This is a genomic window from Cellulosimicrobium cellulans, assembly GCF_007679345.1.
GTDB classification, from domain to species: domain Bacteria; phylum Actinomycetota; class Actinomycetes; order Actinomycetales; family Cellulomonadaceae; genus Cellulomonas; species Cellulomonas cellulans_A.
In genome coordinates this window covers 310,016-336,660 of sequence record NZ_VEGH01000004.1, presented here as the reverse complement: position 1 = coordinate 336,660, position 26,645 = coordinate 310,016, and the positions used below count along the sequence as shown (strand labels likewise).

Here is a 26,645-nt window from a genome sequence, read left to right as displayed (position 1 = left end):
TACCAGGCCGCGCACGCCGTGGAGGACGCGGTCCTGCCCGACGCCGCCCAGTGCTCCCGCCGGCAGCTCGAGCAGCGGGTCGCCCGCGAGGTCCGGATCGCCGACCCCCAAGGGGAGGCCGGACGCCACACGCTTGCCCGCCGCGGTCGGCGGGTCACCCGCCCCCGGCGCCGCCCGCACGGGATGGCGGCGATGTGGGTGGTGCTGGCCGCCGAGGACGCCACCCGCGTCGACGGGGTCCTGCACCACGCGGCCCGCACCGCCAAGGCCCTGGGCGACCCCCGCACCCTGGACCAGCTCCGCGCCGACGGACTCCGGGACCTGGTCGTGGGTGACGTCCCCGAATCGGACGGGCCGGCGTTCGAGGTCCACCTCGACCCACCCGCACCGGTCCCCACCCAGCGCCGGGCATCACGCCGGTGGCCGGAGACCACCACCCGTGGCGCTCCCACCCGGCCGGCCGAGCCGATCCCGACCGCCACGCTCACCCCGGTGAGCGACCCCGAGGCCAGCACGGCACCGACCGAACCGACGGCGACGGCGACGGCGACGCCGACGGCGACGGCGACGGCGACAGTCCCAGGCATGCCCTCGACCCCGGGCATGCTCGCTTCCGATCGCGCGACCGCCGCCGCGCGCCGCAGCTGCACCCGGTGCGCCGGGCGCCCCGGCGCCGAGGTCAACCTCACCATCGCCGCCTCCACCCTCCTGGGCCTGGACGACCACCCCGCCGACCTCGACGGCTACGGACCCATCGACGCCGTCCGCGCCCGGGCCCTGGCCGACGGCGGCACCTGGCGGCGCATCATCACCGACCCCCTCACCGGCCAGGTCCTGGACGTCGGACGCCAGCGCTACCGACCACCAGCCGGCCTCGTCGAGTTCGTCCGCACCCGCGACACCACCTGCGCCGCACCCGGCTGCACCGTCCCGGCCCGCAGCGCCGACCTCGACCACACCATCGAGTACCACCCCCAGCCCGGGGCTCCACCCGACACACCCGTGGGCAGAACCGACGCCGACAACCTCGGACCCCTGTGCCACCGCCACCACCGCCTCAAGACCGACGGCGGCTTCCGGCTGCGCCAGATCGCACCCGGACTGTTCGAGTGGATCACCCCCGCCGGACACCGGTACCTCACCCGACCCGGCACCGGGCGTGCGCACGACGCGACGGCCGACCGCGCCGACACGCCCCCGCCGTTCTAGGGGCGGTCCGCTCCTCCGTCGACGCCTACGCGAGCAGCCCCACGGCGAGCGCCAGGTCCCCGAACGCCACCAGGGAGCCGTCCGCGAGCCGCACCCGCCGGTCCGGCAGGCACACGATCCGCTGCCCGTCCGCGAGCGTCACCAGGGTGCCGTTGGTCGAGCCACGGTCCACGACCCACGGGCCGTGCTCGTCGGCACCCAGCATCAGGTGGGTCTTCGACACCGAGCGGCCCGGGTCCGCGACCGCGACCACCCGCACGCCGTCCTGCGGGTCGGGGTTCCGGCCGATGAGCAGCGGGGCCTCGAGGTCGGCGACGGTGCCGTCCGGGAGGCGGACCGCCCACCCCGCGCGGACGGCGGGGACGGGCGCTGCCGCGGGGAACGGCGCGGGCGGCAGCGGCGCGGCGGGCGGCACGGACGGCTGCGACGCCGCGTGGGGTGCCGGGGGCGGCGGGACGGGGGGCACCGCGGGCGCGAGCGACGGCCCGGGAGCCTGCCACGGCGCCCCGGAGGCCTGCCCCTGAGCAGGCGGGACCGACGGCGCGGGGGGCGGCGCGGCGTCCGGGTGCACGGGGGCGCCGGGGACGACCGCGTGCCGGCCGGTCCGGGTCGGTGGCTCGGTGGGGCCCGGGCCCGACACCGGGCCGAGAGCATCCCGCCACGCGGCCTGCTCCGCGGAGGGCGCTGCCGGCGACGGCCAGCCACCGGGGCCTGCGGGGTCCGCGGCCGACGCCGGGGGGACCGACGGCCGGGCGTCCGGCCCCGCGGGCTCTGCAGCGGGCGCGGACGCGACCGGCGGCCAGCCGCTCGAGCCCGCCGGGTGCACGGCCGGCAGGGGCTCGTGGGCGGGCGCGGACCCCGGCACGGTCGGCGGGGGCTCGTAGGCGGAGGCGGACCCCGGCACGGTCGGCGGGGGCTCGTAGGCGGAGGCGCCCCCCGGCACCGCCGGCGGGGGCTCGTAGGCGGAGGCGCCCGTCGGCACTGCGTGCGGGGGCTCGTGGGCGGGCGCGGCCCCGGGCATGGGCGGCGGGGGCGTCGAGGTCGGCCAGGTCGCTCCCGGGGGCTCCGGCGCCGGCGCCGCCGGGCCGGCCGCAGGCGTCGCGGCCGCGGGCCCGGGCGCGAGCGGCACGGGCGCCGCGGGGTGCGCGGGCACGACCGCGGCCGGGACGACGGGGATCTGCCGGGTGTCGAGGTCCGGACCGAGGCCCGGCGTGCCCAGCGGCGGCAGCACGAGGTCCGGGGCGTCGAGCCGGCGGTCGGCGGCGAGGGCGCTCCACCGGGTGCGGGTCGGCTCGGACGGCGTGGGGTCGGTCGGGGCCGCCACGGCGTCGCCGGGCGCGGCCGGGTGCGGCACGCCCGCCCTGGCGGGTCCCTCGCCCGCAGGCGCGCCGGGTCGGGTCGCGCCGGCCAGCCCCGCCGCGGCGTCCGCGCGGACCGGTCCGTCGCCCCAGGCCGCGACACGCCGCGCGGGGACGAGGCCGCGCACGTCGACGACCACGCCCTCCCCCACCCGGTCGTGCCAGCCGCGCCGGCGGCCGGTCGAGTCGAAGAGGGGTGACAGCAGCACCACGAGCTGACCGACCCCGCAGGCGAGCGAGCCCAGCGCGACGATCAGGGCGCGCACGAACGCCCGCCCGAGGCCGACCGGCCGACCGGTGCGGACGTCCACCAGGCGCAGGCCGAGCAGGCGGCGCCCGACGGTCCAGCCGCGCGTGCCGTTCCACACCCACTGCGCGACGCCCCAGGTGGCGAGCAGCACGGCGCCGACCGCGAGCAGGACGCCGGACGGCGCGGCGGGCTCGGCGACGGTCGCGGAGCCGGGGGCCGACGCCGCACGCACCGTCGCCGCGAACGCCGGGGCCCAGGCGAGCCACAACGGGGCCGCGGCCACGGCGGTCAGCGCGGCGTCGACCAGGGAGGCCGCGACGCGGCGCCCGACGGGTGCGGGGGGTGCGCCGGGCGGGACCACGCCGCCGGTGGTGCTGCTCATCCGTCCGCTCCGTCCGCTCGTCGTGCCCGTCGTGCCCAGCGCCCCCGCTGCTCCCGCCCGTCGGGCACGCTCCGGCGCGCCCTGTCCGCCGCCGCGGCCGCCCTGCGCCGCTCCGAACGGCGCAGGGACCGGGTCGCCACCCGCCCGCGCCAGCGCTCCTTGCGCGGGGTCGCCGCGCGCATCGAGGCGAGGGTGCGGTCGACGTCCGCCCAGTACTCCCGGGCGTCAGCCGTCGTCGGTGCGGCGGCGCCGAAGACCGCCGCGTCCGCCCGGTGCGCGAGCGCGACCACCGCCGCGCCCGCCTCGGCACCGGCCGGGGTCGGGGCGACCGGCGCACGGGGCGCCCGCCGACGGCGGCGGCCCTCGTCGGGCGCGGGCGGCGTCGTGAACGCGCGGTCCAGGGCGCGCGCGCCCTCGCGCCGGGTGGCGACCGGGTCGACGTCGCGGCGCAGGTCGGTCGCGAGGTCGAGCACCTCCTGCCAGCCGCCGACGACGCGGTTCACCGGCACCGGGTCGCGCCGCCGACGCCGGCGGCGCCGCGCCTTGAGCCCGGCGATCACGAGGAAGGGCGCGAGCAGCACCAGCAGCAGGCCGGAGCCGGCCGCGACGCCGAGGGCGACCCGCTGCCAGAGCGCCAGCGCGGCGTCGTCCTCGCCGTCCTGGGTCTGGGGCTGGTCGGTGTCGTCCGACGGCGGGTCCACCGGGTCGGCGGGCGGCGGCGGGGGCTGGGCGACCTGGGGCTCCGGGTCGGCCTGGCTGGTCTCCTGCTCGTCCTGCGGGGTCTGGCTCTCGGGCGGGGTCGGGTCGAACGTGACCCAGCCGTGGCCCTCGAACGCGATCTCGACCCAGGCGTGCACGTCCGCGCCGGTGACGACCACCGGCGCGTCCGGGTCGACCGGGGCGTCGGGCGCCGGGGCGGCCGGGTCCTCGTCGTCCTCGCCGGGCACGAAGCCCATGACGACCCGGGCGGGCAGGCCCATCTCCCGGGCCATGAGCGCCATCGCGGAGGCGTACTGCTCGTCGTCGCCGACCATCAGGTCGCCGCCGAGCAGCGTCGCCACCCGGTCCGCCCCGTGCCCGGACAGCGACGGGTAGTCGCCCTGGTCGGCGCGGCCGTGCGAGAAGAAGCCGCGCTCGGACAGCGCCTGCTCCAGCGCGCGGGCGACCTGCGCGGGGGTCTCGGCCTCGCGCGCGGCGTCGCCGGCCGCGGTGGACACCGCGTCGGGGACGGCCTGGGGCTCGGGGAGGTCGAGGGCGCTGCCGGCTGCGGAGCCGAGCTGCTCGTCGTCGGGCTCGGCCGGCACGACCGCGTCGAGGGAGTAGGTCAGTCCGTCGTCGAGCCCGCCGGTGAGCACGGCCGCACCGGTCGCGTCGTTGAACCGGAGCCGGGACTGCGCCTCGGTGTCGTCGAACCGCACCGACACCGCGTCGCCGACGGTCGGCAGCCACACGCCGGTCAGGCCGTCCACCTGGACCCGCACCTCGACGCGCTCGCCGCCGGTGCCGGACGCCTCGACCGCGTCGGCCTCCTCGGCCGCCTGCTCGCTGACGACCTCGCCGACCCGGCGGAACTCGCCGGACGCGCGCGAGGAGCCGTCCCCGGCGACGTTCCACACGACGCCGTCGAACCGGTCGAACGTCGCGAGCCGGACCCGGGCGCCCGCGGGCAGCCCCTGCACCGTGAACAGCTCCACCGTGTCGTCGTCCTTGACGTACTTGCGGAACGCGGACAGCGGGCTGGCGTAGTCGCGGGGGTCGAACGGGGGCACGAGCGCGTCGCGCAGGACGTACCGGTCGCGGCCGGACTCCACCGCGGTGCCCGCGGCGACGCCGGCGCCGCCGGCCAGGGCGACCAGCAGCACGAGCGCGACCGGGCGCCGGGTCCGCAGCCGGCCGGACCGCCAGGACGCCCAGACCAGCAGGACGACGGCGACGGCGGTGCCGACGGCGACCGGGGCGACGGTGGTGTGCGCGCCGAGCAGCACGGCGCCGGCGAGGACCACGGGCGGCAGCAGGGCGGCGGCGGGGGCGGCACGGCCGGAACCGAGGGCGAGCCGCACCGCCACGGCGGTGCCGACGACGGCGAGCAGGTAGGGCGGGACCAGCAGCCAGCCCGACCCACCGAGCGGCGGCTGCAGGGTCAGCACGTCCTTCCAGCCCAGCGCGGCACCGCGCACGACCGACACGATCGAGGCCAGCGTGGGCACGACGCCCCCGACCGTCTGGTCCGGCGTCGCCAGCGGCCCGCCGAGCACCACCGTCACCACGAGCAGCACGGCGGTGGTGACCGGCGGCGACCAGCGCGCCCAGGCGGACAGCACGGCCACGCCTGCGCCGAGCAGCACGCCGCCCAGCACGGGGGCGAGCAGCACCGAGCCGCCGTACACGGGCAGCAGCGGCGTCAGGGCGGCCAGCACGGCGCCGGCGAGCACCAGCACGTCGACGACGGCCCGGCCACCGCGGGGCACGCCGCGGCGTGCACGCTCCGCGCCCGCGGGCTGCGGGCCGGAGCCGCCGGAGCGCGGGCGGCCGTCGTCGGGCGGGCCGGGCGGCGTCGGGACGCCGGGCGCCGGGGTCCCGCTCGCGGCGGCGGTCGGGGGGCCGGCGGGGCCGGGCCCCGTGTGCGTCTCGGTCGTGGTCGTCATGCCGCCGCCGCCAGTCGCAGGGCGCGGGGCAGGTCGTCCAGCGCGCCGAGCCGCACCAGGCTGAGGGTGCGCTGCGTGCGCACCTCGACCTCGGCGCCGGGCACGCAGCTCACGACGAGCGTGCGGGTGCCCTCGGGCACGTGCCGCGCGGCCGCGCGCAGGTCGGCCGCGGGCACGACGGAGCCCGTGACCAGGAACGCGAGCGTCACGTCGGGCGCCTCGCGGGCGACCCGCCGGCCGAGCAGGCGCGAGCCCGTGCCGTCCGGGCCGCAGGTGATGCCGGAGCAGTCGTCGAGCAGCGGGCGCCGGGCGGTGGTCCGGACCCGGCCCGGGCCCGCGAGCACGGCGAGCGGGTGCTCCTCGGCCAGCACGTGCACGCCCAGGGAGGCGACCACGCTGACGGCGAGCTCGAGCTCCGCGTCGTCCTCCGCGTGGCGGTAGTCCCGCGGGTCCGTGGCGAGCGCGACGGCGGTCTGGGTGCGCCGGGTGTCCTCGTACTGCTTCACGGTGAGCTGTCCGCGGCGCGCGGTGGTGCGCCAGTGGATCGACCGCCGGTCGTCGCCGACCACGTAGTCGCGCAGCGCGTGGAACGCCAGGTCCATGTCCGACAGGTCGCGGGTCGACCCGCCCTCCAGGTCGCGGAGCAGGCCGGCGTCGGCGCCGGTGAGCATGACGACGCGCGGGTGCACGTAGAGCTCCTCCGAGCCGGTGGTGACCGCGTGCCGCGTCGCGAGGCCGAGCGGGTCGCCGCGCACCGCGCGCACGGGTCCCACGGTGACGACGGCGCGCCGGTCCGTGGGGACGGCGAACAGCTCCTCGTGCTCCGCGCCCGGGGCGAGCGACGGCACGTCCAGCTCGGCCCTGCCCTCGCCGACCTGCAGCTCCAGCCGCACGGCCCGCGTGCGGCGACCGCCGGGGGCGGACACGACGACGCCGCCGAACGCCCGCTCCCCCACGCGCACCCGCCGGTCGGCCAGGTCGAGCCGCACCGCGTGCGGCAGCCTGCCCCAGGTCATCGCGACCGCGACCAGCAGCGCGGCGACGCCGACCGCGCCGAGCGCGGTCAGCTCGGCCCAGCCCAGCAGCACGCCGGCGGTCAGCGCGGCCGCGCCGAGCAGCCCCGCGCCCCAGCCCACGCCGGAGAGCCGGGTGCGCGAGCGCCTCACGCCGCACCTCCCGGGTGCACCCCCACGTCGGCCGACCTCACGCGCGCGCCACCGGCGGCGGGGTCGCGGACAGCACGCGCTCGACCACCTGGGTGGTCGTCGCCCCGAGGAAGTCGGCCTCGGGGTCGAGCACCAGGCGGTGCGCCAGCACGGGCACCGCGAGCTCCTTCACGTCGTCGGGGACGACGTACGCGCGGCCCGCGGCCGCGGCCTGGACCCGCGCGGCGCGCACCAGCGCCAGGCCGCCGCGGACGCTCGCGCCGAGCGCGGTCTGCGGGTCCTCGCGGGTGCCCTCGATCAGGCGGGCGACGTAGTCGAGCACCGAGCCGTCGACGTGCACCGTCTGCGCGAGCTCGGCCATCTCCACCACGCCGGCGGTGGTGACGACGGGGTCCAGCTCGCGGGTGCGGTCCCGGGCGCCGGACAGGATCTCCACCGTCGCGGTGCGGTCCGGGTAGCCGAGCGAGGTGCGCACCAGGAAGCGGTCGAGCTGTGCCTCGGGCAGCCGGTAGGTGCCCGCCTGCTCGATCGGGTTCTGCGTCGCGATCACGACGAACGGCCGGCCCACCGGGTGGGTGTCCCGGTCGACCGTGACGTGCCCCTCCTCCATCACCTCGAGCAGCGCGGACTGCGTCTTGGGCGAGGCGCGGTTGATCTCGTCCGCCAGCAGCACCGAGGTGAACACCGGGCCCGGGTGGAACTGGAACGTGCGCGCGCCCTGGTCCCAGATCGTGACGCCGGTGACGTCGCTGGGCAGCAGGTCCGGGGTGAACTGGATGCGCTGGTGGGTGCCCTGGACGGACGCCGCGATCGCCTTGGCCAGCGAGGTCTTGCCGGTGCCCGGGGCGTCCTCCAGCAGCACGTGGCCCTCGGCGATCATCGCGGTCAGCACGAGCCGCACCGGGCGGTCGGCGCCCAGCACCGCGCGGGACACGTTGCCCACCAGGCCGGCGAACGTCTCGGCGAACCAGGCGGACTGCTCGGGGGTCATCGGGGGTGTCTCCTGTCGGTGCTGTCTGTCGTGGGGTCGTGTCGTGCGGGGCCCATCACCCGATCGGCAGGTGGGGGGTCATCCGGAGGAGCCGTCGCCGCCGGGCTGCGGTTCGCCTCCAGGGTCCGGCTCGGTCGCCGGCTGCCACGGCAGGTTCACGTCGCGCGTGGCCGTCCCGCCCTCGAACCCGTCGGTGAGGGACTGGACCCGGACCCGGAACTGCCCGTCCTCCGGCACGTCGGACAGGGGGATCGTCGCGCTGGTGGCGCCGCCCTCGTACCGCCCGATCTCGTTCCAGGAGCCGCCGAAGAGGCCTGCACGGCGCTCGACCACCACGACGTACCGCAGGTTCTGGCCGCCGCCGGCGGTGACGCCGCCCCAGGACACCGAGGCCGCGGTGGGCTGGCGTCCGTCCCAGGCCGAGGGCTGCGCCCCGATGGTGCCCGAGTCGACGGTGCCGGGGTTCGTGACCGGCGTCGCCGACGCGGCGTCGCTCCAGTCGCTGCACCCCGCGGAGTTGCACGCCTGGACGGTGACGGTGACCGTCGTCCCGCCCTGGACGCCGCGGATGGTCGTGTTCGTACCGGTCACCCACTGCGTGCCCTGGCCGCTGGCGACGTTGTAGCCGGTGATCGGCGCCCCGCGGACGTTGTCGGGGGCACGCCACGACACCTGCACGGAACCGGTGCCCGGGTCGCCGCCGGAGGACGCCTGCGCGGTGACAGCGCTCGGGCGGTCGGGGATGCCGAAGGCGGTCGCGTTGGCGATGCCCGGCGCCCCCGGGCCCGAGCGGTTCACTGCCCGGACCCGGAACTCGTAGGGGACGCCGTTCTCCGCGTCGGTGAAGGCCCACGACGTCGAGGTGCCGATCCCGGGAACGGTCGTCCACCCGCCGCCGTTGGCGCTGTACTCGAGCTGGTACCCGGAGATCGCCGACCCGTTGGTCCCGTTCGGCGACCAGGTGACGTTGATCTGCCGGCCCAGCGCCGTGTTCACGCGCTGCGCGCTGATCGACGGCGCGTCCGGCGGGGCCGAGGGCGTCTCGGTCGCCGACGGCGCGCTCCACGCGCTCGGCTCCGGGGCGCGGTTGTGCGCCCGCACCTGCACGGAGTAGGCCGTGCCGTTGGCGAGCCCCCGGAACGTGTACGACGTCCCGCTGGTGGTGACCGAGGCGGAGCCGCCGGGCGGAGCCGGCGAGATCATCAGCGTGTACGACGTCACCGGCGACCCGGTCGTGGCCGGCACGTCCCACTGGGCGGTGAGCTCGCCGTCGCCGAACGCGGTCCACCGCGGGGCGTTCGGCGTGGACGGGACGGCGTCCGGCCGCGCCACGGCGGACGCCGGGCTCGGGTCGGACCAGCCGACGGCGTTCTCCGCCGCGACCGTGAAGGTGTACTCGACGTTGTTCGTCAGCCCGGTGATCGTGCACGTGGTGCTGGCGCAGGACGTCATCGGGCCGCCCGCGCTCGGGGTCACCCGGTAGCCCTTGATCGGCTCGCCGCGGTCGTAGGGCGCGGTCCAGGACAGCACCACGGTGCCGTCGCGGACCTCGCCGACCCGCGGGGCGGCCGGCGTCTCCGGCTTGCCGCGCACCCGCAGCGTGATGCTGGAGGCGACCTCGCGGGCGCTGTCGTCGGTGGCGTCCCGGACCCGCACCCGGACGACCATCTGCCCGACCAGGTCGGCCGACGGGCGCACCACGACGTCCGAGCCGGACACCGAGGCGGTGCCCGTCCCGGGGGTCTCCACGGTGGCGCTGACGACCCGGAGCGGCTGGTCCGGGAACGGGTTCGACGCGCCGGCGAGGACGTCGACCACGCGCTCCTGGCCCTGGACGGCGTCCCCGATGGAGATGTTCTGCAGCGTGGCGACCCGCCGGGTGCTCGCGACGGTCCGCACCTCGACCTGGACGGCCATCTTGCCGGCGCGCCCGTAGCCGAGCTCGAGCGCGAGCGTGCCGCGGGTGCCCTTGGGGGTGCCCACGTCGGAGGCGACGGACAGCCGGCTGCCCTGCAGGGAGGCGGTGAAGCCCGCGGGCACGTCGCCGGTCAGGCGGTAGGTGAAGGTGTCCTGCCCGGACGCGCCCTCGACCCCCTGGGTGAAGGCCTGCAGGTCGACGGTGGTCGGCGCCTCGCCCGGCCCGACCTCGAGCATGGACGGGACGAACGTCGGCGGGTAGTCGTCGAGCGTGTAGACCGTGATCGGCAGCGTGATCACGGAGGTCCGCGCGGACGTGTCCCCCGGGCCGGTGCGGTCGGTCACGGGCACGGTGATCGACGCGGGGCCGACGTAGCCCTCGGCGGGCCGGAACTGCACGGTGGTGGAGTCGGCGACGAGCCCGGAGCCGTCGGAGCGGGTGGCCGTGACGGCGGTGGCGTCGGCGACCTGGGCGGTGCGGCCGGGCGCGACCTGCACCTGCTCGTCGAGCGGGATGGTCAGGGTCTCGCCGTTCGCCACCCGCAGCTCGGGTGCGCGGGGCCGGGCGGTGGGCGGGAAGAAGCCGAGCGCGGGGACCGAGATGAACGCGTAGGCGCTGACGTCCTCGGCGGTGGTGTTGGTGAGCTGGTACGGGATGGTCTGCGCGGTCTCGGCCAGCGTCACGGTGATGGTGCCGTCGGCGCGGACCGTCGCCACGGACGCCGCGCTGCCGGGCACGGACACCCGCAGGTCCCCGATCGGCCCGCTCGGGTTCTGGGCGACGCCCAGCACGTCGACGTCCACGCTGGTGCGGCCCACCGTGTCGACCGGGGGCACGACGACGTCCCGCGGGATCGGCGCGAGCACCGGGGCGTCCGGGTCGACGGTCACCGAGAGCGTGGCGCCGTTGGACGCCCCGCGCTCGTTCACCGCGGTGTACCCGATGGTGAACACGCCCGCGGCGTCGCCGCGCACGACCACGCGGCTGCCGGTCAGCGTCGCGGTGATCCCGGGGTCGACCTCCAGGTCGTCCCGGACGGAGAGCTCGCCGCCGAGCACGTCGGTGTCGTTCTCCAGGACCCGCACCTCGACGGTCTGCCCCGGGCGGACGGTGATGGTGTCGTCCCGGGCGACCACGCGGTTGCTGTCGCCGGGCCGCGCCGCGATGCCGACGCGCACGGTGGCGACGGCGCGCTGGCCGGTCCAGTCCTCGACCGCGTAGGTGAACGTGTCGGTGCCGGCCTCGTCGGGCAGCGCCTCGTACTCCAGGTAGTCCGCGCCGACGGTGGTCACCCGGCCCTTGGTGCCCGCGGAGGCGACGCCGAGCAGGGTGATGCCGTCGCCGTCGGCGTCGATGCCGACCAGCGGCACCGGGATCCGCACGGTCTCACCGGCGAACACGCGCGCGGTCAGGGCGCGCGGCTTCGGCGGCGCCTTGGTCTCCGGGTCGGACTCGTGCACGCGCACGGTCACGGTGGCGGCCGTCTCCATGCCGGTGGCGTCCCGCACGACGAACGTCGCGTGCACCGTCATCGGCGTCGCCGGCGCCTGGTACCGCAGGTTGTCCCCGGAGACGAACATCAGGCCCTCGCCCTCGCCCAGCGGCTCCGCGAGGTCGGGCTGCAGCGCGATCGCGTCGCCGTCGGGGTCGGACGCGCCCTCCAGGACCGGGATCGTGACGACGCCGCCGGTCCGCACGTCGGCGGTCACGTTCGGCACCACCGGTGGCTGCGGCGTCGCGGACGCCGGCACGGGGCGCACGAGGATCTGGCCGGTCGCGCTGGCGGTGCCGTTGGAGACGACGTACTGCAGCGTCACCGGCTCGCTGAGCGCTCCGACCGCCGAGATCGTGACGAGCGTCCGCTGCCGCACGGCGACCCGCAGGCCGTCGGGCGCGGACACGCTCTGCAGCACCAGCACGCCGCCCGCGGGGTCGGTGTCGTTGGCGAGCGGGTCGACGGTGGTCTCGCCGCCCGACGGCAGCCAGGCGTCGTCCGCGACCGCGATCGGCGGCTCGACCTGCTCGGGGCGCTCCCGCACGTCGATGCGCGCGACGCCGGTCGCCTGCTGCGGCGGGGCCGTGACCGTGAAGCTCACGTAGAACGTGCCGGCCTGGGCCGCCCGGAACGAGAACGTGCCGGCGTCCAGGTCGGGGGTGATCGTGGTGCCCTGCACGTCCTCGACGCCTGCCAGCCGCGGCTGCTCCGCGCCGAACGTGCGGACCGCGTCCAGGGGGCGCAGCTCGACCTCCTGGTCGACGTACGTCACGGCGTGCACGGGGTCGATCTGCAGGTCCAGGGAGCCGATCGCGCGCACGTCGACGTCGACGGTGCCCTCGGTGGTGGACGTGCCGTCCGAGACGACGACGTGCACGACGTCCCGGCCGAGCTCGCCGCCGTCGGCCACGTAGCTCAGCGTGCCGTCCTGCCGGAACCGGGCGGTGCCCTTCTCGGCCGTGGCGCCCACCAGGGTCAGCGGGTCGCCGTCCGGGTCGGAGAAGTCGGCGAGCGCCGGGTACGTCGCGGTCTGGCCCTGCTCGACGCGGATCTCGCCGGTGCGGTCCTGCACCGGGGGCTCGTCGAGCGCGGGGTCCCGGACCGTGAGCGTGACCTGCGCCGTGGACGGCGCCGCGGTCCCGCGGCCGTCGCTGATCGAGTAGGCGAACGTCACCGAGCCGGCGGCGTCCGCCGGCACGGCGACCTGGAGCGCCCGCCCGCCGTACACCTGCTGCAGGGCGCCGAACTCGGCGGGCAGCGGGTCCACCTCGCTGAGCACGAGGATGCCGCAGTCCGAGGAGGTGTCGTTGTCGATCACCGGCAGGATCGTGGTGCGGCCGGCGCGCACGCCGAACGCGTCGTCGACCGCGTTCGGGGCGGCGGTGGTGGGCGAGCACTCGGGCACCAGCTCCTGCGTGGTGCGGTCGCCCTCGGCTCGGTCGGTCTCGTCCTCCGGCTGCTCCTCCGGGACGACGTCCGTCCAGTCGGGCTCCCGGACCTCGGTGTCCTCGAGCGGCAGCCACAGCCGGCCGTCGACCGTCTCGTTCAGCGCGACGACCTGCCGGTTCACCCGGAACACCAGGTGGTCCGTCGCGGTGACGCCCGCGAGCGACTCGAGCCGGGGCGCGGCGTCGGCGCACAGCTCCAGGTAGTTGTCGGCCGCCGTGGGCCAGGCGGCGTGCGCGCAGGACCCGACCCGGACCGGCGCGGCGGGCGCGCCGGAGCCGCCCGCCTCGTGCTCGGCGGCGACGTCGCCCGAGGACAGCGCGACCTCGACCAGGCCGGTGCTGCCGGCGACGAGCGCGGCGGCGGCCGCGGGGCCCGGCTGCTGGAGCACGGGCTGCGCGAGGCCGAGCGTGCTGGACCCGCCGGGGGTGCGCACGGTGTCGCCGTCGAGCCCGACCGGCACGTCGCCCACGGCGGTGAGCTGCTCCACCGGGCCGTCCAGCGCCGGGCCCGCCTCGGCCGCCGCGGGGCCGCCCGCGGTCGGCGTGAGCCGGGTGACCTCGCCGGTCGCGCCGGCGACGGCGAACGCGTCCCCGGTCACCGAGGCGGTGATGACGCCACCCGCGCCGACGTCGGCGTCCGGCTCGTCGGCGGTCACCTGGAGCAGCGGCAGGTCGTCGAAGGACCGGACCCACGCCCGGCCCTCGGTGTCCATCACCGCGACGGTGCCGCCGGCCATCGACACCTGCGCGCCCGCGGGCACCGCGACCTGCGCGGCGGCGGTGACGCCGGCGGGGTCGACGACGGTGAGCGTGCCGGCCTCGACGACCAGCACGTCGCCGGCGTCCTGCAGCACGTCGAACTCCGTGCTGCTCGCGACCAGCCCCGCGTTCAGCTCCTCGACCTGGGCGTTGTACCGGCCGACCTGGAGCGTGCTCGTGGAGGTCAGCCAGACCGCGCCGTCGTTGAGGTCGACCTGCGCGAGCGGGAACCCGGGGTTCACGATCGCGAGCGTGGCGAGCACCGCGGGCACGGTGACGACGGCCGCGGTGGACGCGACCTTCTTGCGGTTCCAGGGGGTCCTCACGCGGCGCACCCCTCCGCCGGGACGGTGGACGCGCGGCGGTCGGCGCGCACGATCGAGACCTCGACGCACACCTCGCCGCCCTCGGCCGGCGGGGTGACGGTCACGGTGGGCTCGTCCACGATCTCCAGCTGCGGCTCGCCGGTGGCGGTGCGCACGCCCCAGAGGTACGTGTCGCCGTCCTGCTCGTCGGGGTTGGTCCAGGTGAACACGACGGTGCCGTCCGGCTGGCGGGCGCCGAACAGGTTCGTCGGCGCCGGCACGGTCTGCCCGAGGGTGCTGGCCGGGCCGGGGAACTCGGTGCCGGCGGCCGGGCCGGGATCGGTCTCCGGCCGGTCGGCGAACCACACGACGGCGACCACGGCGGCGGCGATCGCGACCACGGAGCCGATCGCCGCGAGCACCCGCCCGGTGCGGGACCGGGCTGCCGAGCCGGGGTGCACCTCGTGCACCGGGGCGGCGACCAGATCGGGGCCCGCGTCCCCGCCCGCGGGAGCCGCACCGGCAGGAGCCGGGCCGGCGGGGACGGCACCGGGGCGCACGGCGACGACCGGCCGGAGCCGGGTGGCGTCGGGGCCGGAGCCGAGGTCGAGCGGCGGGCCGACGGGCGCGACGGCGGCCGCGGGCGCGACCGGGCCGCCCGGCGCGGCGGCCGACGGGGCGCCGTGCGGGGCGACCTCCACGACCGGCCGCACGCGGGTGGCGTCGGCCGGCGCCGCGGCGGACGCGGCGGGGGCGCCGCCCGGTCCCGGGTGCTCCTCGACGTCGAGCGCCGTGACCGGCAGGCCGAGGTCGGCCTGCACCGCACGCAGGTCCTGCGCCAGGTCCAGCGCGCGGGCGTGCCGCTGCTGCGGCTCGCGGGCCATCGCGCGGGCGAGCACGGTGCGCAGCCGGTCCGGGACGTCGTCCCGGGCGAACGGCACCGGGGCGCCGCGCTCGATGCGGCCCACCAGGTCGGCCGCCTCGTTGCCGCCCCCCGGGCGCTCGAACGGGGACCGGCCCGCGAGCGCCGAGAACAGCGTCGCGGCGAGCGAGTAGACGTCCGAGCGCGCGTCGCCGTGCGGCTCGACCGCCAGCAGCTCGGGCGCCGCCCACGGGATCGACATGCCGACGGCGGGGCCGCCCGCGTCCACGGTGGACGCGATGCCGAAGTCGGTGAGCACCGGGCGGCCGAAGTCGTTGGTGAGCACGTTGCCGGGCTTGATGTCGCGGTGCAGGATGCCGGCGCGGTGCGCCGTCTCGACCGCCGAGGCCAGCCGGACGCCGAGCTCCAGCACCTCGGCGACCTCGAACCGCTCCGACCGGTACCGCTGGCCCAGGCCGGGTCGCGCGCAGTACTCCATCACCAGGTACGGCCGGCCGTCGCGGGCCACGCCCGCCTGGTACACCGTCACGATCGACGGGTGGTGCGAGAGCCGGGCCGTCAGGTCCGCCTCGCGCTCGAAGGCCTCCCGCGCCTCCGCGTCCACGCTGCCGAGCAGCACCTTGACGGCGACCGGGCGCCGCGGCAGGTCCTGCTCGTACAGGAACACGTCGGCGGAGCCCCCGGAGCCCAGCAGCCGCTGCACCGCGTAGCCGGGCAGGTGCGGCGGCTGCGAGGCCTCACGACGACGGTTCACGCACCCGGCTCCACGGTGAACGTCACGCCGTCGCCCAGGTCGACGACGTCCCCCTCCCCGACGGCGACGGGCTCGCCCGCGGTGACGCGCCGCGGCGGCAGGGCGCCGGACGCGACGGTGATGCCGTTGGTGGAGTACAGGTCGGTGACCAGCACGCGGCCGGCCTCGAGGCGGACCTCGGCGTGGGTGCGCGAGATGTCCTGCTCGGGGCTGGGCACGGTGACGAGGCGCGCCTCGGTGCCGTCGGGCGCGCGGTCGGCCTGCGGCGCGCGGCCGATCAGCACGACCCCGTCGACGGGGACGAGGGCGCCCGTGGACAGCGCCAGGCGCGGCGCCGGGGCGGCCGCGGCGGCGGTGACCGGGAGCGCGCCGGACACCCCCGGCGCGGGGGTCGGCGTCGGCACGACCCCGCCGGACGGCCAGTCGCCGGTCTGGGACACGGCCCAGGACGGCAGGTGCTGGCGGATCGAGGCGAGCTCGCCGCTGAGGATGGTCAGGCCGTCGTGGTCGTCCGCGGACGCCGGGCCGGGCAGCACGGGGGCTGGGGCCTGCGGCGGGACGTACGGCTGCGCGGGGGCCGGGATCACCGGGGCGCCGGCGGCCGACGGGGCGGCCGGGGCGGGGGCCGGAGCCGGGGCCGGGGCCGGGGCCGGGGCCGCGTCGGCGGCGTCGTGCTCCCGCACCTCCGCGGGCAGGTCCTCGACCGGCGCGTCCGCGGGCGCGTCCTCGACCGGAGCCGCCACCTCCGGCGCGTCCTCGACCACCTCGGCCTCGACGAGCTCGCCCGCCACGACCTCGCCGGACAGCGGGTCGCCCTCGACGACCTCGGTGCCCGACGGCCGGTCCGCGGACGCGGTCGCGGCGACGTCGGCCCGGGCCGGCGCGACCTCGGCGGGCGCGGCCGGTGCCTCCGCCTCGCGCGCGGGCGCCACGGCCACGGGGGTCGGCGCCGCGGGCAGCACGACGGGCTCGGACGGCGCCGCCTCGACCTCGCGCGCCGGCTCGGTGCCGGTCAGCCGCACGCGGACCCGGGAGGCGCGCACCACGCCGCTCACGATGGGCAGCGCGGGGCCGCGGCCGGCACCGGACACCCGGACGGTGACCTCCTCGGCGGAGCCCACGGAGCGCTCGGACCAGGACACGACCTCGGGCGCGGACAGCACCTCGGCGCGCGTGCCGCGGACGACCTCGACCTCCACGTCGCCGCGCAGCGCGGTGTGCACCCGGCCGCCGGCCAGGTCGACCGCGGCGAACGGGTGCAGGCCGCCGATGCCGTGCCGGACGAGGGCGTCGAGCTGCGCGCCCAGGCCGCCCCCGCGCTCGGGCGCGGTGGCCCAGACGTCACGGACGACCTCGGGCGGGGTCGACGGGGCGAGCAGCAGCACGACGCCTCCGGCGACGACGGCGTACCACTCGCCGGGGGTGTACTCGGGCACGATCACCGACGGTCCTCCTGGTGGCTTCTCGGTCGCGGGATGGTGGCCCCGTCGACCGTCTCGTCCCATGTCCTATCGGCAGGAGCGGTGCCGAACGCGAGCCATCCGGGTGAATCCGTCCCGTCCGCGTCGTCGTCGACCGCGTCCACCACGACCGCGGTGGCGTTGTCCCGGCCGCCCGCCTCGACGGCGCGGCGGACGAGCTCCGCGGCGGCCGCACCGGGCCCCGGGACCCGGTCCAGGACGTCGGCCAGGTCGGCGGGCGCGAGCTCGCCGGTCACGCCGTCGGAGCACACGAGCAGGCGGTCGCCCGGCCGCGCCGGGAGCATCCAGTAGTCGGGCTCGGGGTCCGCCCCCGTGCCGAGCGCGCGGGTCAGGACGTGCCGCTCGGGGTGCAGCTCGGCCGCGTCCCGGGTGAGCGCGCCCGAGTCGACCAGCTCCTGCACCACCGAGTGGTCGACGGTGAGCTGCGCGAGCTCGCCGTCCGCCCACCGGTAGACCCGCGAGTCGCCCACGTTGAACACCAGCCAGTGCGGGGCGCCGTCGTGCTCGCCCAGGGCCACCCCCGCGACCGTCGTGCCGCCCTCGCGCCGCTCGAAGGCGCCGCGGATCCGGCGGGCGGCGCTGCGGAAGCAGGCGTGCAGGTCGGACGGGTCCACCGCGGACCGGCCGGCGAGCGCGCCGAACTCCTCGACGGCGAGCCGGCTCGCGACGTCGCCCGCCTCGTGCCCGCCCATGCCGTCGGCGACCAGGAACACCGGCGGGTGCGCCAGCAGCGCGTCCTCGTTGAGCGCGCGCACCCGCCCGCGGTCGGTCGCCGAACCCCACGTCGTGCGCACCCGTGCTCTCCCCTCGTCGCCCTGGCAGGCACCATGGTGCCTGGTCGCGGCGCCACCCACCGCATCGTCCACACCGTCAGATGCCGAGCTGGTACACGCCCCAGTACGCCAGGACCACCAGCAGGGCGGCGCTGGCGGCGCAGGTGCCCCACAGCACGACGTGCCCGAGCACCCCGTGCGCCATCGGCTGCCCCGCCCGTCGCAGCCGGCGCAGGCGCACCACGACCGCCGCCGCGGCGTACACCGCGACCAGCCCGAGCAGCCGCACGCCGAGCCAGCCGCCCTGCACGACCCACCCGTTGCGCTCGTAGCCGACCGCGAGCCGCGCGACGGCCACGAGGTACCAGACCAGCACGACGACGGTCGCGACCGACGCCGCGGACAGCAGCGCCAGCCGCCGGGTGAGCGTCCGGTCCCGGCCCGGCCCGGGCTCCCGGCCGCGCACCCGCCGCACCCCGACCACCGCGAACCGTCCGACGGGCAGCAGCACGAGCACGCCGACGGCGCCGACGACCAGGAACAGCAGCACGTCCCCGTCCCCCAGCCACCGCGGCTGCGGCACCGGGCCGGCCCAGTAGAGCTGCTCCGGCTGCTGGCCGGCGATCCGCGGCGCCGCGGCCGCGGTCTCCGGCAGCCCCTGGACCCAGCCCGCGAGGTCGTGCAGGAACGCGGGGGCCACGACCTCGTCCACCCGGATGCCGTGGTCGGCGCCCCGGTAGTAGCGCACGGTGTAGTCGGTGTTCCCGGCGATCGCCAGGTCCCGGATGATCTGCTCGGCGCCCTGGACCACCGGCATGGACGCGTCCGCGGTGCCGTAGACGACGAGCACCGGCTGGGTCATGCGGCGCTGGTAGGGCGCGACGTCGAAGTCCGCGTAGTCCAGGCCGCCGCCGGGCAGGGACATGCCGACCGCGCGCGGGATCGCCCGGAACACCTGCTGCGGGACGCCGGTGTTCCGCAGGTAGGAGTCGACCGCGAACGCGGCCTGCTGCCGCGGCGGCACGACCGGCGCGGACGCGAGCACCACGAACGCGATCTCCGGCTGCTCGGCGGCCATCACCGGCGCGATCCAGGCGCCCTCGCTCTCGGCGTAGACGCCGACGCGCGCTGGGTCGACGCCGGGCAGGCCGCGCAGCAGGTCGAACGAGTGCAGGTAGTCGTCGGCCATCGCCACGTAGTCGCGGTGCCGCAGGGTGTAGGTGTCGAGCCGCTTGTTCGGCACCAGCGTCGCGACGCCCGCCTCCGCGAGGGAACGGGCCTGGTCGACGAACGCGTCCTCGTACCGCCCGGTGCCGGCGCCGTGCACGAACACGACGCCGGGGACGTCGCCCTCGACGCCGACCGGCATCAGCAGCCGGGCCTCCACGTCCGCCCCGTCGAGCGCGACGGTGACCACCGACGACTGCACGGGGTAGGTGCCGAGCGCGGGCGCCCCGGTGATCGTCGTCGCCGACTCCTGGACGGTCAGCGGGTCGGTGAGGGGGACCGGTGCCCACTGCGGGCCCATGAGCGCACCGAGCACGGCGAGCACCACCGCGCCCACGACGGTCCCCGCTGCGGTCCGGTAGCGCACGTCGCGATTATCCCCACCGCGGTGCTCCCCCGGGGGCACCTCCCGGTCGCGCTGGGTGGTCGCGGTGCTCAGAAGCCCAGCCGCCCGAGCTGCTTGGGATCGCGCTGCCAGTCCTTCGCGACCTTGACGTGCAGGTCGAGGTACACGCGGGAGCCCAGCAGCGCCTCGATGCCGCGGCGCGCGCGGGTGCCGACCTCGCGCAGCCGGGACCCGCCCCGGCCGATGACGATGGCCTTCTGGCTGTCCCGCTCGACGAACAGGTGGACCCGGACGTCGAGCATCGGCGCCTCGTCCTTGCCGGTCTCGCGCGGCACGATCTCGTCCACCACGACCGCCAGCGAGTGCGGCAGCTCGTCGCGCACGCCCTCGAGCGCGGCCTCGCGGACCAGCTCGGCGACCATCACGGCCTCCGGCTCGTCGGTCAGCTCGCCCTCGGGGTACAGCGCGGGCCCCTCGGGCAGGTGCCCGGTGAGCACCTGCTCGACGACGTCGACCTGGTAGCCCGACTCCGCGGACACCGGCACGATGTCGGCCCAGTCGCCGAGCTCGGAGACGGCCAGCAGGTGCTCGGCGAGCCGCTGCTTGCCGACCAGGTCCGCCTTGGTGGCGATCGCCACCACCGGGGTGCGGCGGCCGAGCTGGGCGAGCTGCTCGGCGATGAACCGGTCGCCCGGGCCGACCTTCTGGTCCGACGGCAGGCAGAACCCCACGACGTCGACCTCGCTCAGCGTGTCGCGCACCAGGTCGTTCAGCCGCTCGCCGAGCAGCGTCCGCGGCCGGTGCAGCCCGGGCGTGTCGACCAGGACGAGCTGGGCGTCGGGGCGGTGCACGATGCCGCGGATCGTGTGCCGGGTGGTCTGCGGCCGCCCGGAGGTGATCGCGACCTTCTGGCCGACGAGCGCGTTGGTGAGCGTCGACTTGCCGGCGTTGGGCCGGCCGACGAGGCAGGCGAAGCCGGAGCGGTGGGGCACGGGGGTCTGGGTCATGTCAGTGGTCCGTCGGTTCGGGGATGGGGGCGGCCGGGCGGTCGGCGGTCTCGCGGGGCTCGCCGGGCTGCTCGTCGTCGTCGGGCTCCGGGGCGCGGGAGACGAGCACCCGCGCGACCCGCTTGCGCCGGCCCTCGGTTCCCTGCGCGACGAGGCGCAGGCCGTGGATCTCGCCGGCCGAGCCCGGGATGGGCACCTTGCCGAGCGCCTTCGCGAGCAGGCCGCCGGCGGTGTCCACGTCGTCGTCCTCGACGTGGACGCCGAACAGCTCGCCCAGCTCGTCCTTGGCGAGCCGCGCCGGCACCAGGTACGTCCCGCCGCCCAGGTCCTCGACCTGCGGGGCGTGCGGGTCGTGCTCGTCGGTCAGCTCGCCGACGATCTCCTCCAGCGCGTCCTCGATGGTCACCAGGCCGGCGATCCCGCCGTACTCGTCGACCACCATCGCGATGTGGCTGGCACCGGCCTGCAGCTCGCGCAGCAGCTCGTCGACCGGCTTGGACTCGGGCACGAACACCGCGGGCCGCACCAGCGACCCGGCCGGGGCCTCGGCGCCGTCCGGGTCGTCCTGCATCCGGCGCACGAGGTCCTTGAGGTAGAGCACGCCCCGCAGGTCGTCCACGCCCTCGCCGACCACCGGCACCCGGGAGTACCCGGAGCGCAGCAGCAGCGACAGCACCTTGCGCAGCGGCGTGGCCTCGTGCGTCGTGACCATGTCGGTCCGCGGCACCATCACCTCGCGGGTCAGCGTGTCCCCGAGCCCGAGCACCGAGCGCACCATCGCGCGCTCGTCCAGGTCGATCGCCGGCGACTCCCCCACCCGCTCGACCATCTCGCGCAGCTCGTCCTCGTCCAGGTCGGTGCCCGCGGCCGGCGCGACCCGCACGAGCGGGCCGGCGACCGCGCGCACCGCGAGCAGCAGCCGGGACGTCGTGGTGAGCACCTGGCGCGGGTACCGGTGCCCGAGCGACCGCGGGCTCAGCCGGGCGAGCACGACCGTGAGGAAGGCGCAGGCGAGGACCGCGACCACCAGCTCGGCCGCCCAGGGCAGCGACGAGGCGGCGATCGCGAGCGTGAGGCAGACCGCCGCGACCATCTCGCAGAGCAGCCGGACGACGCCCGCGGAGCCCGCCACGGCGGCCCGGTCCTCGGTGAGCCGGCGCACCCGCTCGGCGGCCGGGTGCCGGGACGCCAGGAGATCGGCGACGACGCCGCGGGACAGCCGCAGCACCGCCGCCTCGCCCGCCGACAGCACCGCCGCGACCAGGACCGCCAGGACCGTCAGGGCCGCGAGCAGCCCGAGCGGGACTCCGGCGGTCATCGGCCGGCGAGGAAGGTCAGCAGCAGCTGGCGCTGCAGGCCGAACATCTCCTTCTCCTCCTCCGGCTCCGCGTGGTCGTAGCCCAGCAGGTGCAGGATCCCGTGCGTGGTGAGCAGCAGCAGCTCCTCGACGGTGGAGTGCCCGGCGGTGCGCGCCTGCTCGACCGCGACCTCCGGGCAGAGCACGACGTCGCCGAGCAGCCCCGCCGGCGTCGGCTCGTCCGCGCGGCCGGGGCGCAGCTCGTCCATCGGGAACGAGAGCACGTCCGTGGGGCCGGGCTCGTCCATCCACTTCACGTGCAGGTCCGTCATGACCTCGGTGTCGACGAACAGGATCGACAGGTCGGTCTGCGGGTGCACGTGCATCTGGTCCAGGACGAAGCGGGCGAGCGCGGCGAACTCCGCCTCGTCCACCTCGTGGCCGGACTCGTTGTTGACCTCGATGCTCATCTCTTGGTGCTGTCCCAGCGTGCGTAGGCGTCGATGATGTCGCTGACCAGGCGGTGGCGGACGACGTCCGAGGAGGACATCCGGCAGAAGGCGACGTCGTCCACGTCGTCGAGGATCGACTCCACGACGCGCAGGCCGGAGGTCGTGCCGGACGGCAGGTCGACCTGGGTGACGTCGCCGGTCACGACCACCTTGGAGCCGAAGCCCAGGCGGGTGAGGAACATCTTCATCTGCTCGGCCGAGGTGTTCTGCGCCTCGTCCAGGATGATGAAGGAGTCGTTGAGGGTGCGGCCGCGCATGTAGGCGAGCGGCGCGACCTCGATCGTGCCCGCCTCCATCAGCCGCGGGATCGACTCGGGGTCGACCATGTCGTGCAGCGCGTCGTACAGCGGCCGCAGGTAGGGGTCGATCTTGTCGCTGAGCGACCCGGGCAGGAACCCGAGCCGCTCCCCCGCCTCGACGGCCGGGCGGGTGAGCACGATGCGGTTCACCTGGCGGGCCTGGAGCGCCTGCACGGCCTTGGCCATCGCGAGGTAGGTCTTGCCGGTGCCGGCGGGGCCGATGCCGAACGTGATCGTGTTCCTGTCGATCGCGTCGACGTACTCCTTCTGGCCGGCCGTCTTGGCCCGGATGGTGCGGCCGCGGCTGGACAGGATGTTGAACGTCAGGACGTCGGCCGGGCGCGTGGCGGTGCCGGCGGTGAGCATCGCGACGGAGCGCGTGACCACGTCCGGGGTCAGAGGCGTGCCGGCGACGGCGGTCTCGACCAGCTCGTCGACGAGACGGGCGACGAGCGCCACGTCCCCCGCCGGGCCGCCGAGGGTGATCTCGTTGCCCCGCACGTGCACGTCGACGGTGCGGAAGCCGTTCTCCACGGCGCGCAGGACCTGGTCGTCCATCCCCAGGAGCTCGACCATGGACACGCTCGACGGGATCGTGATCCGGTGCTCGACCCGGGCGGCGCCGGGGAGCGATCGCCGCGGGCGATCGGGTGTGGTCTCGGCCATGTGCTCGGCGTGCGCCGTGCGCTCCGTTCCTCGAGGAGGTGCTGGTCCCCCCATCCTACCGACCACCGCCGACGGACCGCCCCCGGATTCTCCCCGCCGCGTCGCGCCTCCGCCAGGGGCCGATGGCCCTACCGGACCGCGACCGCGGGGAGCACAGTAGGGAGGGCGGGTGCAACGACGCCCCCGCGGTCGTACCGGAGGTGCACGTGGCCAGCTATGTCCAGGACTTCTCCGAGGGTGGCAAGGACCAGAAGGACCTGCTCGGCGGCAAGGGCGCGAACCTCGCCGAGATGACCCGCCTCGGCCTGCCGGTGCCGCCCGGCTTCACCATCACCACCGACGCCTGCCGCGCCTACATGCGCACCGGGCACCTGCCGCCCGAGCTGCGCGTGCAGGTCACCATGGCCGTCCGCCGGCTGGAGGACGCGCTGGGCCGCGGGCTCGGTGACTTCCACGAGCCGCTGCTCGTCTCCGTGCGCTCCGGCGCCAAGTTCTCCATGCCCGGGATGATGGAGACCGTGCTCAACGTCGGGCTCAACGACGCGTCCGTCATCGGGCTCGCCGAGCTCGCCGAGGACGAGCGGTTCGCCTGGGACTCCTACCGCCGGCTGATCCAGATGTTCGGCAAGACCGTCCTGGACATCGACGGCGACCTGTTCGCCGACACGCTCGACAAGGCCAAGGCGGCGAAGGGCGTCGAGCAGGACGTCGAGCTCGACGCGGCGGACCTGCGCCAGCTCGTCGGGGCGTACAAGGACATCGTCCGCTCCGAGTCGGGCCGCGAGTTCCCGCAGCACCCGCGCGAGCAGCTGGACCTCGCGATCGTCGCGGTGCTGCGGTCCTGGAACACCGACCGCGCCCGGCTGTACCGGCGCCGCGAGCGCATCCCGGACGACCTCGGCACCGCGGTGAACGTCGTCAGCATGGTGTTCGGCAACCTGGGGCCGACCTCCGGCACCGGCGTGGCGTTCACGCGCGACCCGGCCACCGGGCACTCCGGCGACTACGGGGACTACCTGGCGAACGCGCAGGGCGAGGACGTCGTCGCCGGCATCCGCAACACGCTCAGCCTGGCCGAGATGGAGCAGGTGTCCCCGCAGGCCTACGGCGAGCTGCGCCAGGCCATGCGCCGGCTGGAGACCCACTACCGCGACCTGTGCGACGTGGAGTTCACCGTCGAGCGCGGCAAGCTCTGGATGCTGCAGACCCGGGTCGGCAAGCGCACGGCGCCGGCCGCGTTCCGGATCGCCACCCAGCTGGTCGACGAGCACCTCATCACGATGGACGAGGCGCTCGCCCGCGTCAGCGGCGCGCAGCTGTCCCAGCTGATGTTCCCCCGGTTCGACGCGCACGCCGAGCGCACCCTGCTCACCACCGGCATGGCCGCCTCCCCCGGCGCCGCCGTGGGCCACGCGGTGTTCGACTCGGCGACCGCCGAGGCGCGCGCCGCCGCGGGAGAGGACGTGGTGCTGATCCGCCGGGAGACCAACCCGGACGACCTCGGCGGCATGATCGCCTCGGTCGGCGTGCTCACCGCCCGCGGCGGCAAGACGTCGCACGCGGCGGTCGTCGCACGCGGCATGGGGCTGACCTGCGTGGTCGGGGCCGACGCGCTCGACATCGACCCCGCGGCCCGGTCGATGCGGGTGGCCGGGCACGAGGTGGCGGAGGGCGACGTCGTGGCGATCGACGGCTCGACGGGCGAGGTCTACCTCGGCGCCGTGCCGGTCGTCCCGTCGCCGGTGAGCACCTACCTGGGCGAGGGCCTGGACGCGGCGCTCGACCAGGCCGGCGAGGACGAGCAGACCGCCGACCTCGTCCGCTCCGTGCACCGCGTCCTCACGCACGCCGACGACACCCGGCGGCTGCGGGTGCACGCCAACGCGGACACGGCCGAGGACGCCCGGCGCGCCCGCTCGCTCGGCGCCCAGGGCATCGGGCTGTGCCGCACCGAGCACATGTTCCTCGGCGAGCGACGCGTGCTGGTCGAGCGGGTCGTGCTCGCCGCCGACGACGCGGAGCGCCAGGCGGCCCTGGACGCCCTGCTGCCGCTGCAGCGGGAGGACTTCGGGGCGCTGCTCACCGAGATGGACGGGCTGCCGACCACCATCCGGCTGATCGACCCGCCGCTGCACGAGTTCCTGCCCGACCTCACCGACCTGGCGGTCAAGGTGGCCCTGGCGCGGGAGCGCGGCGAGGAGGACGAGCACGACACCCGGCTGCTCGCCGCCGTCCGCCGGATGCACGAGGCGAACCCGATGCTCGGGCTGCGCGGCGTCCGGCTCGGCCTCGTCGTGCCCGGGCTGTTCGCGCTGCAGATCCGCGCGATCTGCGAGGCGGCGGCCGACCGGCTCGAGGCCGGCGGCACCCCGCACGCGGAGATCATGGTGCCGCTGGTCGGCTCCGTCATGGAGCTCCACCTGGTCCGCGACGAGGCGCTGCGGATCATGGCCGAGGTCGGAGCCGCGCGCGGGGTCGACCTGGACCTCCCGGTCGGCGTCATGATCGAGCTGCCGCGCGCGGCGCTCACCGCCGACCGGATCGCCGAGGTCGCGCAGTTCTTCTCGTTCGGCACCAACGACCTCACGCAGACGACGTGGGGCTTCTCCCGGGACGACGTCGAGGGGGCGTTCTTCCCGGAGTACCTCGCGAACGGGGTGCTCACCGTGTCCCCGTTCGAGACCATCGACACGAAGGGCGTCGGTCGGCTCGTCCGCATCGCCGTCGAGGAGGGTCGGGCCACCCGCCCGGACCTCACCGTCGGGGTGTGCGGCGAGCACGGTGGTGACCCGGAGTCGATCCGGTTCTTCGACGCGGTCGGGCTGGACTACGTGTCCTGCTCGCCGTTCCGGGTGCCGGTCGCGCGGCTCGAGGCCGGCAGGGCCGCGATCCAGGGAGCCGACTCCGACGCCCGGTGAGGGGGCGCGCGCGGCGCCGCCCGCCCGGTTGGGACACCGGGAGGGCGGCGGCGCGGCGCCCGGTCCGCCCGCGGCCGCGGCCGCGCGCTGCCGGGCGGACCGGATGTAGACCCCCGTCTACATTCCGGTACGCTCGCCTCCGACGAGGAGATCGAGATCACGACCCACGGCGATCCCGCCGAGCGGTACGCCGCCAGCATCCTGTCCCGCGCGGAGCTCGAGCTCGGTGTGCTCACGGCGCGCGACCCCCAGGTCGCAGCGGACCGCCTCCGCTGGCTGAACGACCTGGACGAGCGGTTCGACTGGCTCGACTTCGACGTCGCGGCCAGCCGCTCGTACGGCGTCGTCGCGGCGGGCGCGCGCGCCACGGGAGCCAGGATCCGGGGCAAGGACGCCCTGATCGCCGCACAGGCCCACCGGCACGGGGCTGCGGTGATGACGGCGAACCTCGCCGACTTCGCCCCGTTCGACCACCTGGTCCGCGTCCTCGCCCCGCGGGCTCGCTAGCGCCCGCGGGGCGGTCCGGCCCCCGTCCTGTGCGGGGTCGTGACGCGGC

At 76.7% G+C, this 26,645-nt stretch carries 16 protein-coding genes; 3 read left to right on the top strand and 13 right to left on the bottom strand.

What is annotated here, in order from left to right; genetic code table 11:
* A partial coding sequence (locus FS882_RS07900) for an HNH endonuclease signature motif containing protein (protein WP_158372498.1) occupies positions 1 to 1,209 on the top strand: 1,209 nt, incomplete at its 5' end.
* A 25-nt stretch (positions 1,210 to 1,234) separates the two neighbouring features.
* Here the strand turns inward: FS882_RS07900 and FS882_RS07895 are convergent.
* The 13 genes from FS882_RS07895 to FS882_RS07835 all read right to left on the bottom strand — a co-directional run bounded on the left by FS882_RS07895 (position 1,235) and on the right by FS882_RS07835 (position 23,171).
* A complete protein-coding gene (locus FS882_RS07895; RefSeq protein WP_158372497.1) occupies positions 1,235 to 3,199 on the bottom strand; it encodes an RDD family protein in 1,965 nt (654 codons plus the stop codon).
* Entirely contained in the window at positions 3,196 to 5,844 is a 2,649-nt protein-coding gene (locus FS882_RS07890) for a transglutaminase-like domain-containing protein (RefSeq protein WP_158372496.1), read from the bottom strand. Before FS882_RS07890 ends, FS882_RS07895 begins: the two co-directional genes overlap by 4 nt.
* Positions 5,841 to 7,010: a DUF58 domain-containing protein gene (locus FS882_RS07885; protein ID WP_158372495.1), complete on the bottom strand. Its 1,170-nt coding sequence runs from the start codon at positions 7,008 to 7,010 to the stop codon at positions 5,841 to 5,843. The genes FS882_RS07890 and FS882_RS07885 overlap by 4 nt, the downstream gene beginning before the upstream one ends.
* A 37-nt stretch (positions 7,011 to 7,047) precedes the next feature.
* On the bottom strand, positions 7,048 to 8,001 hold the full coding sequence (locus tag FS882_RS07880; protein WP_158372494.1) for an AAA family ATPase: 954 nt from the start codon (positions 7,999 to 8,001) through the stop codon (positions 7,048 to 7,050).
* Positions 8,002 to 8,079: 78 nt separating this feature from the next.
* On the bottom strand, positions 8,080 to 13,947 hold the full coding sequence (locus FS882_RS07875) for an Ig-like domain-containing protein (protein WP_158372493.1): 5,868 nt from the start codon (positions 13,945 to 13,947) through the stop codon (positions 8,080 to 8,082).
* Entirely contained in the window at positions 13,944 to 15,563 is a 1,620-nt protein-coding gene (locus tag FS882_RS07870) for a serine/threonine-protein kinase (RefSeq protein ID WP_158372492.1), read from the bottom strand. The genes FS882_RS07875 and FS882_RS07870 overlap by 4 nt, the downstream gene beginning before the upstream one ends.
* Positions 15,560 to 17,005 (bottom strand): FHA domain-containing protein, encoded by a 1,446-nt coding sequence (locus FS882_RS07865; RefSeq protein WP_158372491.1) that lies wholly within the window; start codon positions 17,003 to 17,005, stop codon positions 15,560 to 15,562. The genes FS882_RS07870 and FS882_RS07865 overlap by 4 nt, the downstream gene beginning before the upstream one ends.
* Positions 17,002 to 17,838 carry a PP2C family protein-serine/threonine phosphatase gene (locus FS882_RS07860; RefSeq protein WP_158372490.1) on the bottom strand — a complete coding sequence of 279 codons (837 nt, stop codon included), beginning with the start codon at positions 17,836 to 17,838 and terminating at the stop codon, positions 17,002 to 17,004. Before FS882_RS07860 ends, FS882_RS07865 begins: the two co-directional genes overlap by 4 nt.
* 76 nt (positions 17,839 to 17,914) lie before the next feature.
* A complete protein-coding gene (locus FS882_RS07855) occupies positions 17,915 to 19,411 on the bottom strand; it encodes an alpha/beta hydrolase family protein (RefSeq protein ID WP_316043627.1) in 1,497 nt (498 codons plus the stop codon).
* Positions 19,412 to 19,479: 68 nt separating this feature from the next.
* Complete coding sequence (gene era / locus FS882_RS07850; RefSeq protein WP_158372489.1) at positions 19,480 to 20,397, bottom strand: GTPase Era; 918 nt, start codon at positions 20,395 to 20,397, stop codon at positions 19,480 to 19,482.
* A 1-nt stretch (position 20,398) separates the two neighbouring features.
* A complete protein-coding gene (locus FS882_RS07845; protein ID WP_158372488.1) occupies positions 20,399 to 21,715 on the bottom strand; it encodes a hemolysin family protein in 1,317 nt (438 codons plus the stop codon).
* Positions 21,712 to 22,164: an rRNA maturation RNase YbeY gene (gene ybeY, locus FS882_RS07840; protein ID WP_154729469.1), complete on the bottom strand. Its 453-nt coding sequence runs from the start codon at positions 22,162 to 22,164 to the stop codon at positions 21,712 to 21,714. Before ybeY ends, FS882_RS07845 begins: the two co-directional genes overlap by 4 nt.
* A complete protein-coding gene (locus FS882_RS07835; protein ID WP_222848164.1) occupies positions 22,161 to 23,171 on the bottom strand; it encodes a PhoH family protein in 1,011 nt (336 codons plus the stop codon). The genes ybeY and FS882_RS07835 overlap by 4 nt, the downstream gene beginning before the upstream one ends.
* 206 nt (positions 23,172 to 23,377) lie before the next feature.
* Between FS882_RS07835 and ppdK the strand changes: the two genes are divergently transcribed.
* Together ppdK and FS882_RS07825 are read left to right on the top strand one after the other, a co-directional pair.
* Complete coding sequence (ppdK, locus tag FS882_RS07830; protein WP_158372486.1) at positions 23,378 to 26,089, top strand: pyruvate, phosphate dikinase; 2,712 nt, start codon at positions 23,378 to 23,380, stop codon at positions 26,087 to 26,089.
* Between the two features lie 87 nt (positions 26,090 to 26,176).
* Positions 26,177 to 26,596, top strand: a complete 420-nt coding sequence (locus tag FS882_RS07825) for a PIN domain-containing protein (protein ID WP_316043628.1) — start codon at positions 26,177 to 26,179, stop codon at positions 26,594 to 26,596.
* The last annotated feature ends 49 nt before the right edge of the window (positions 26,597 to 26,645 follow it).

Bases quoted from the DNA above. Each gene is read 5' to 3' on its own strand.
- ybeY (WP_154729469.1), bottom strand. From the start codon at position 22,164: ATGAGCATCGAGGTCAACAACGAGTCCGGCCACGAGGTGGACGAGGCG.
- FS882_RS07890 (WP_158372496.1), bottom strand. From the start codon at position 5,844: ATGACGACCACGACCGAGACGCACACGGGGCCCGGCCCCGCCGGCCCC.
- era (WP_158372489.1), bottom strand. From the start codon at position 20,397: ATGACCCAGACCCCCGTGCCCCACCGCTCCGGCTTCGCCTGCCTCGTC.
- FS882_RS07895 (WP_158372497.1), bottom strand. From the start codon at position 3,199: ATGAGCAGCACCACCGGCGGCGTGGTCCCGCCCGGCGCACCCCCCGCA.
- FS882_RS07845 (WP_158372488.1), bottom strand. From the start codon at position 21,715: ATGACCGCCGGAGTCCCGCTCGGGCTGCTCGCGGCCCTGACGGTCCTG.
- FS882_RS07880 (WP_158372494.1), bottom strand. From the start codon at position 8,001: ATGACCCCCGAGCAGTCCGCCTGGTTCGCCGAGACGTTCGCCGGCCTG.
- FS882_RS07835 (WP_222848164.1), bottom strand. From the start codon at position 23,171: ATGGCCGAGACCACACCCGATCGCCCGCGGCGATCGCTCCCCGGCGCC.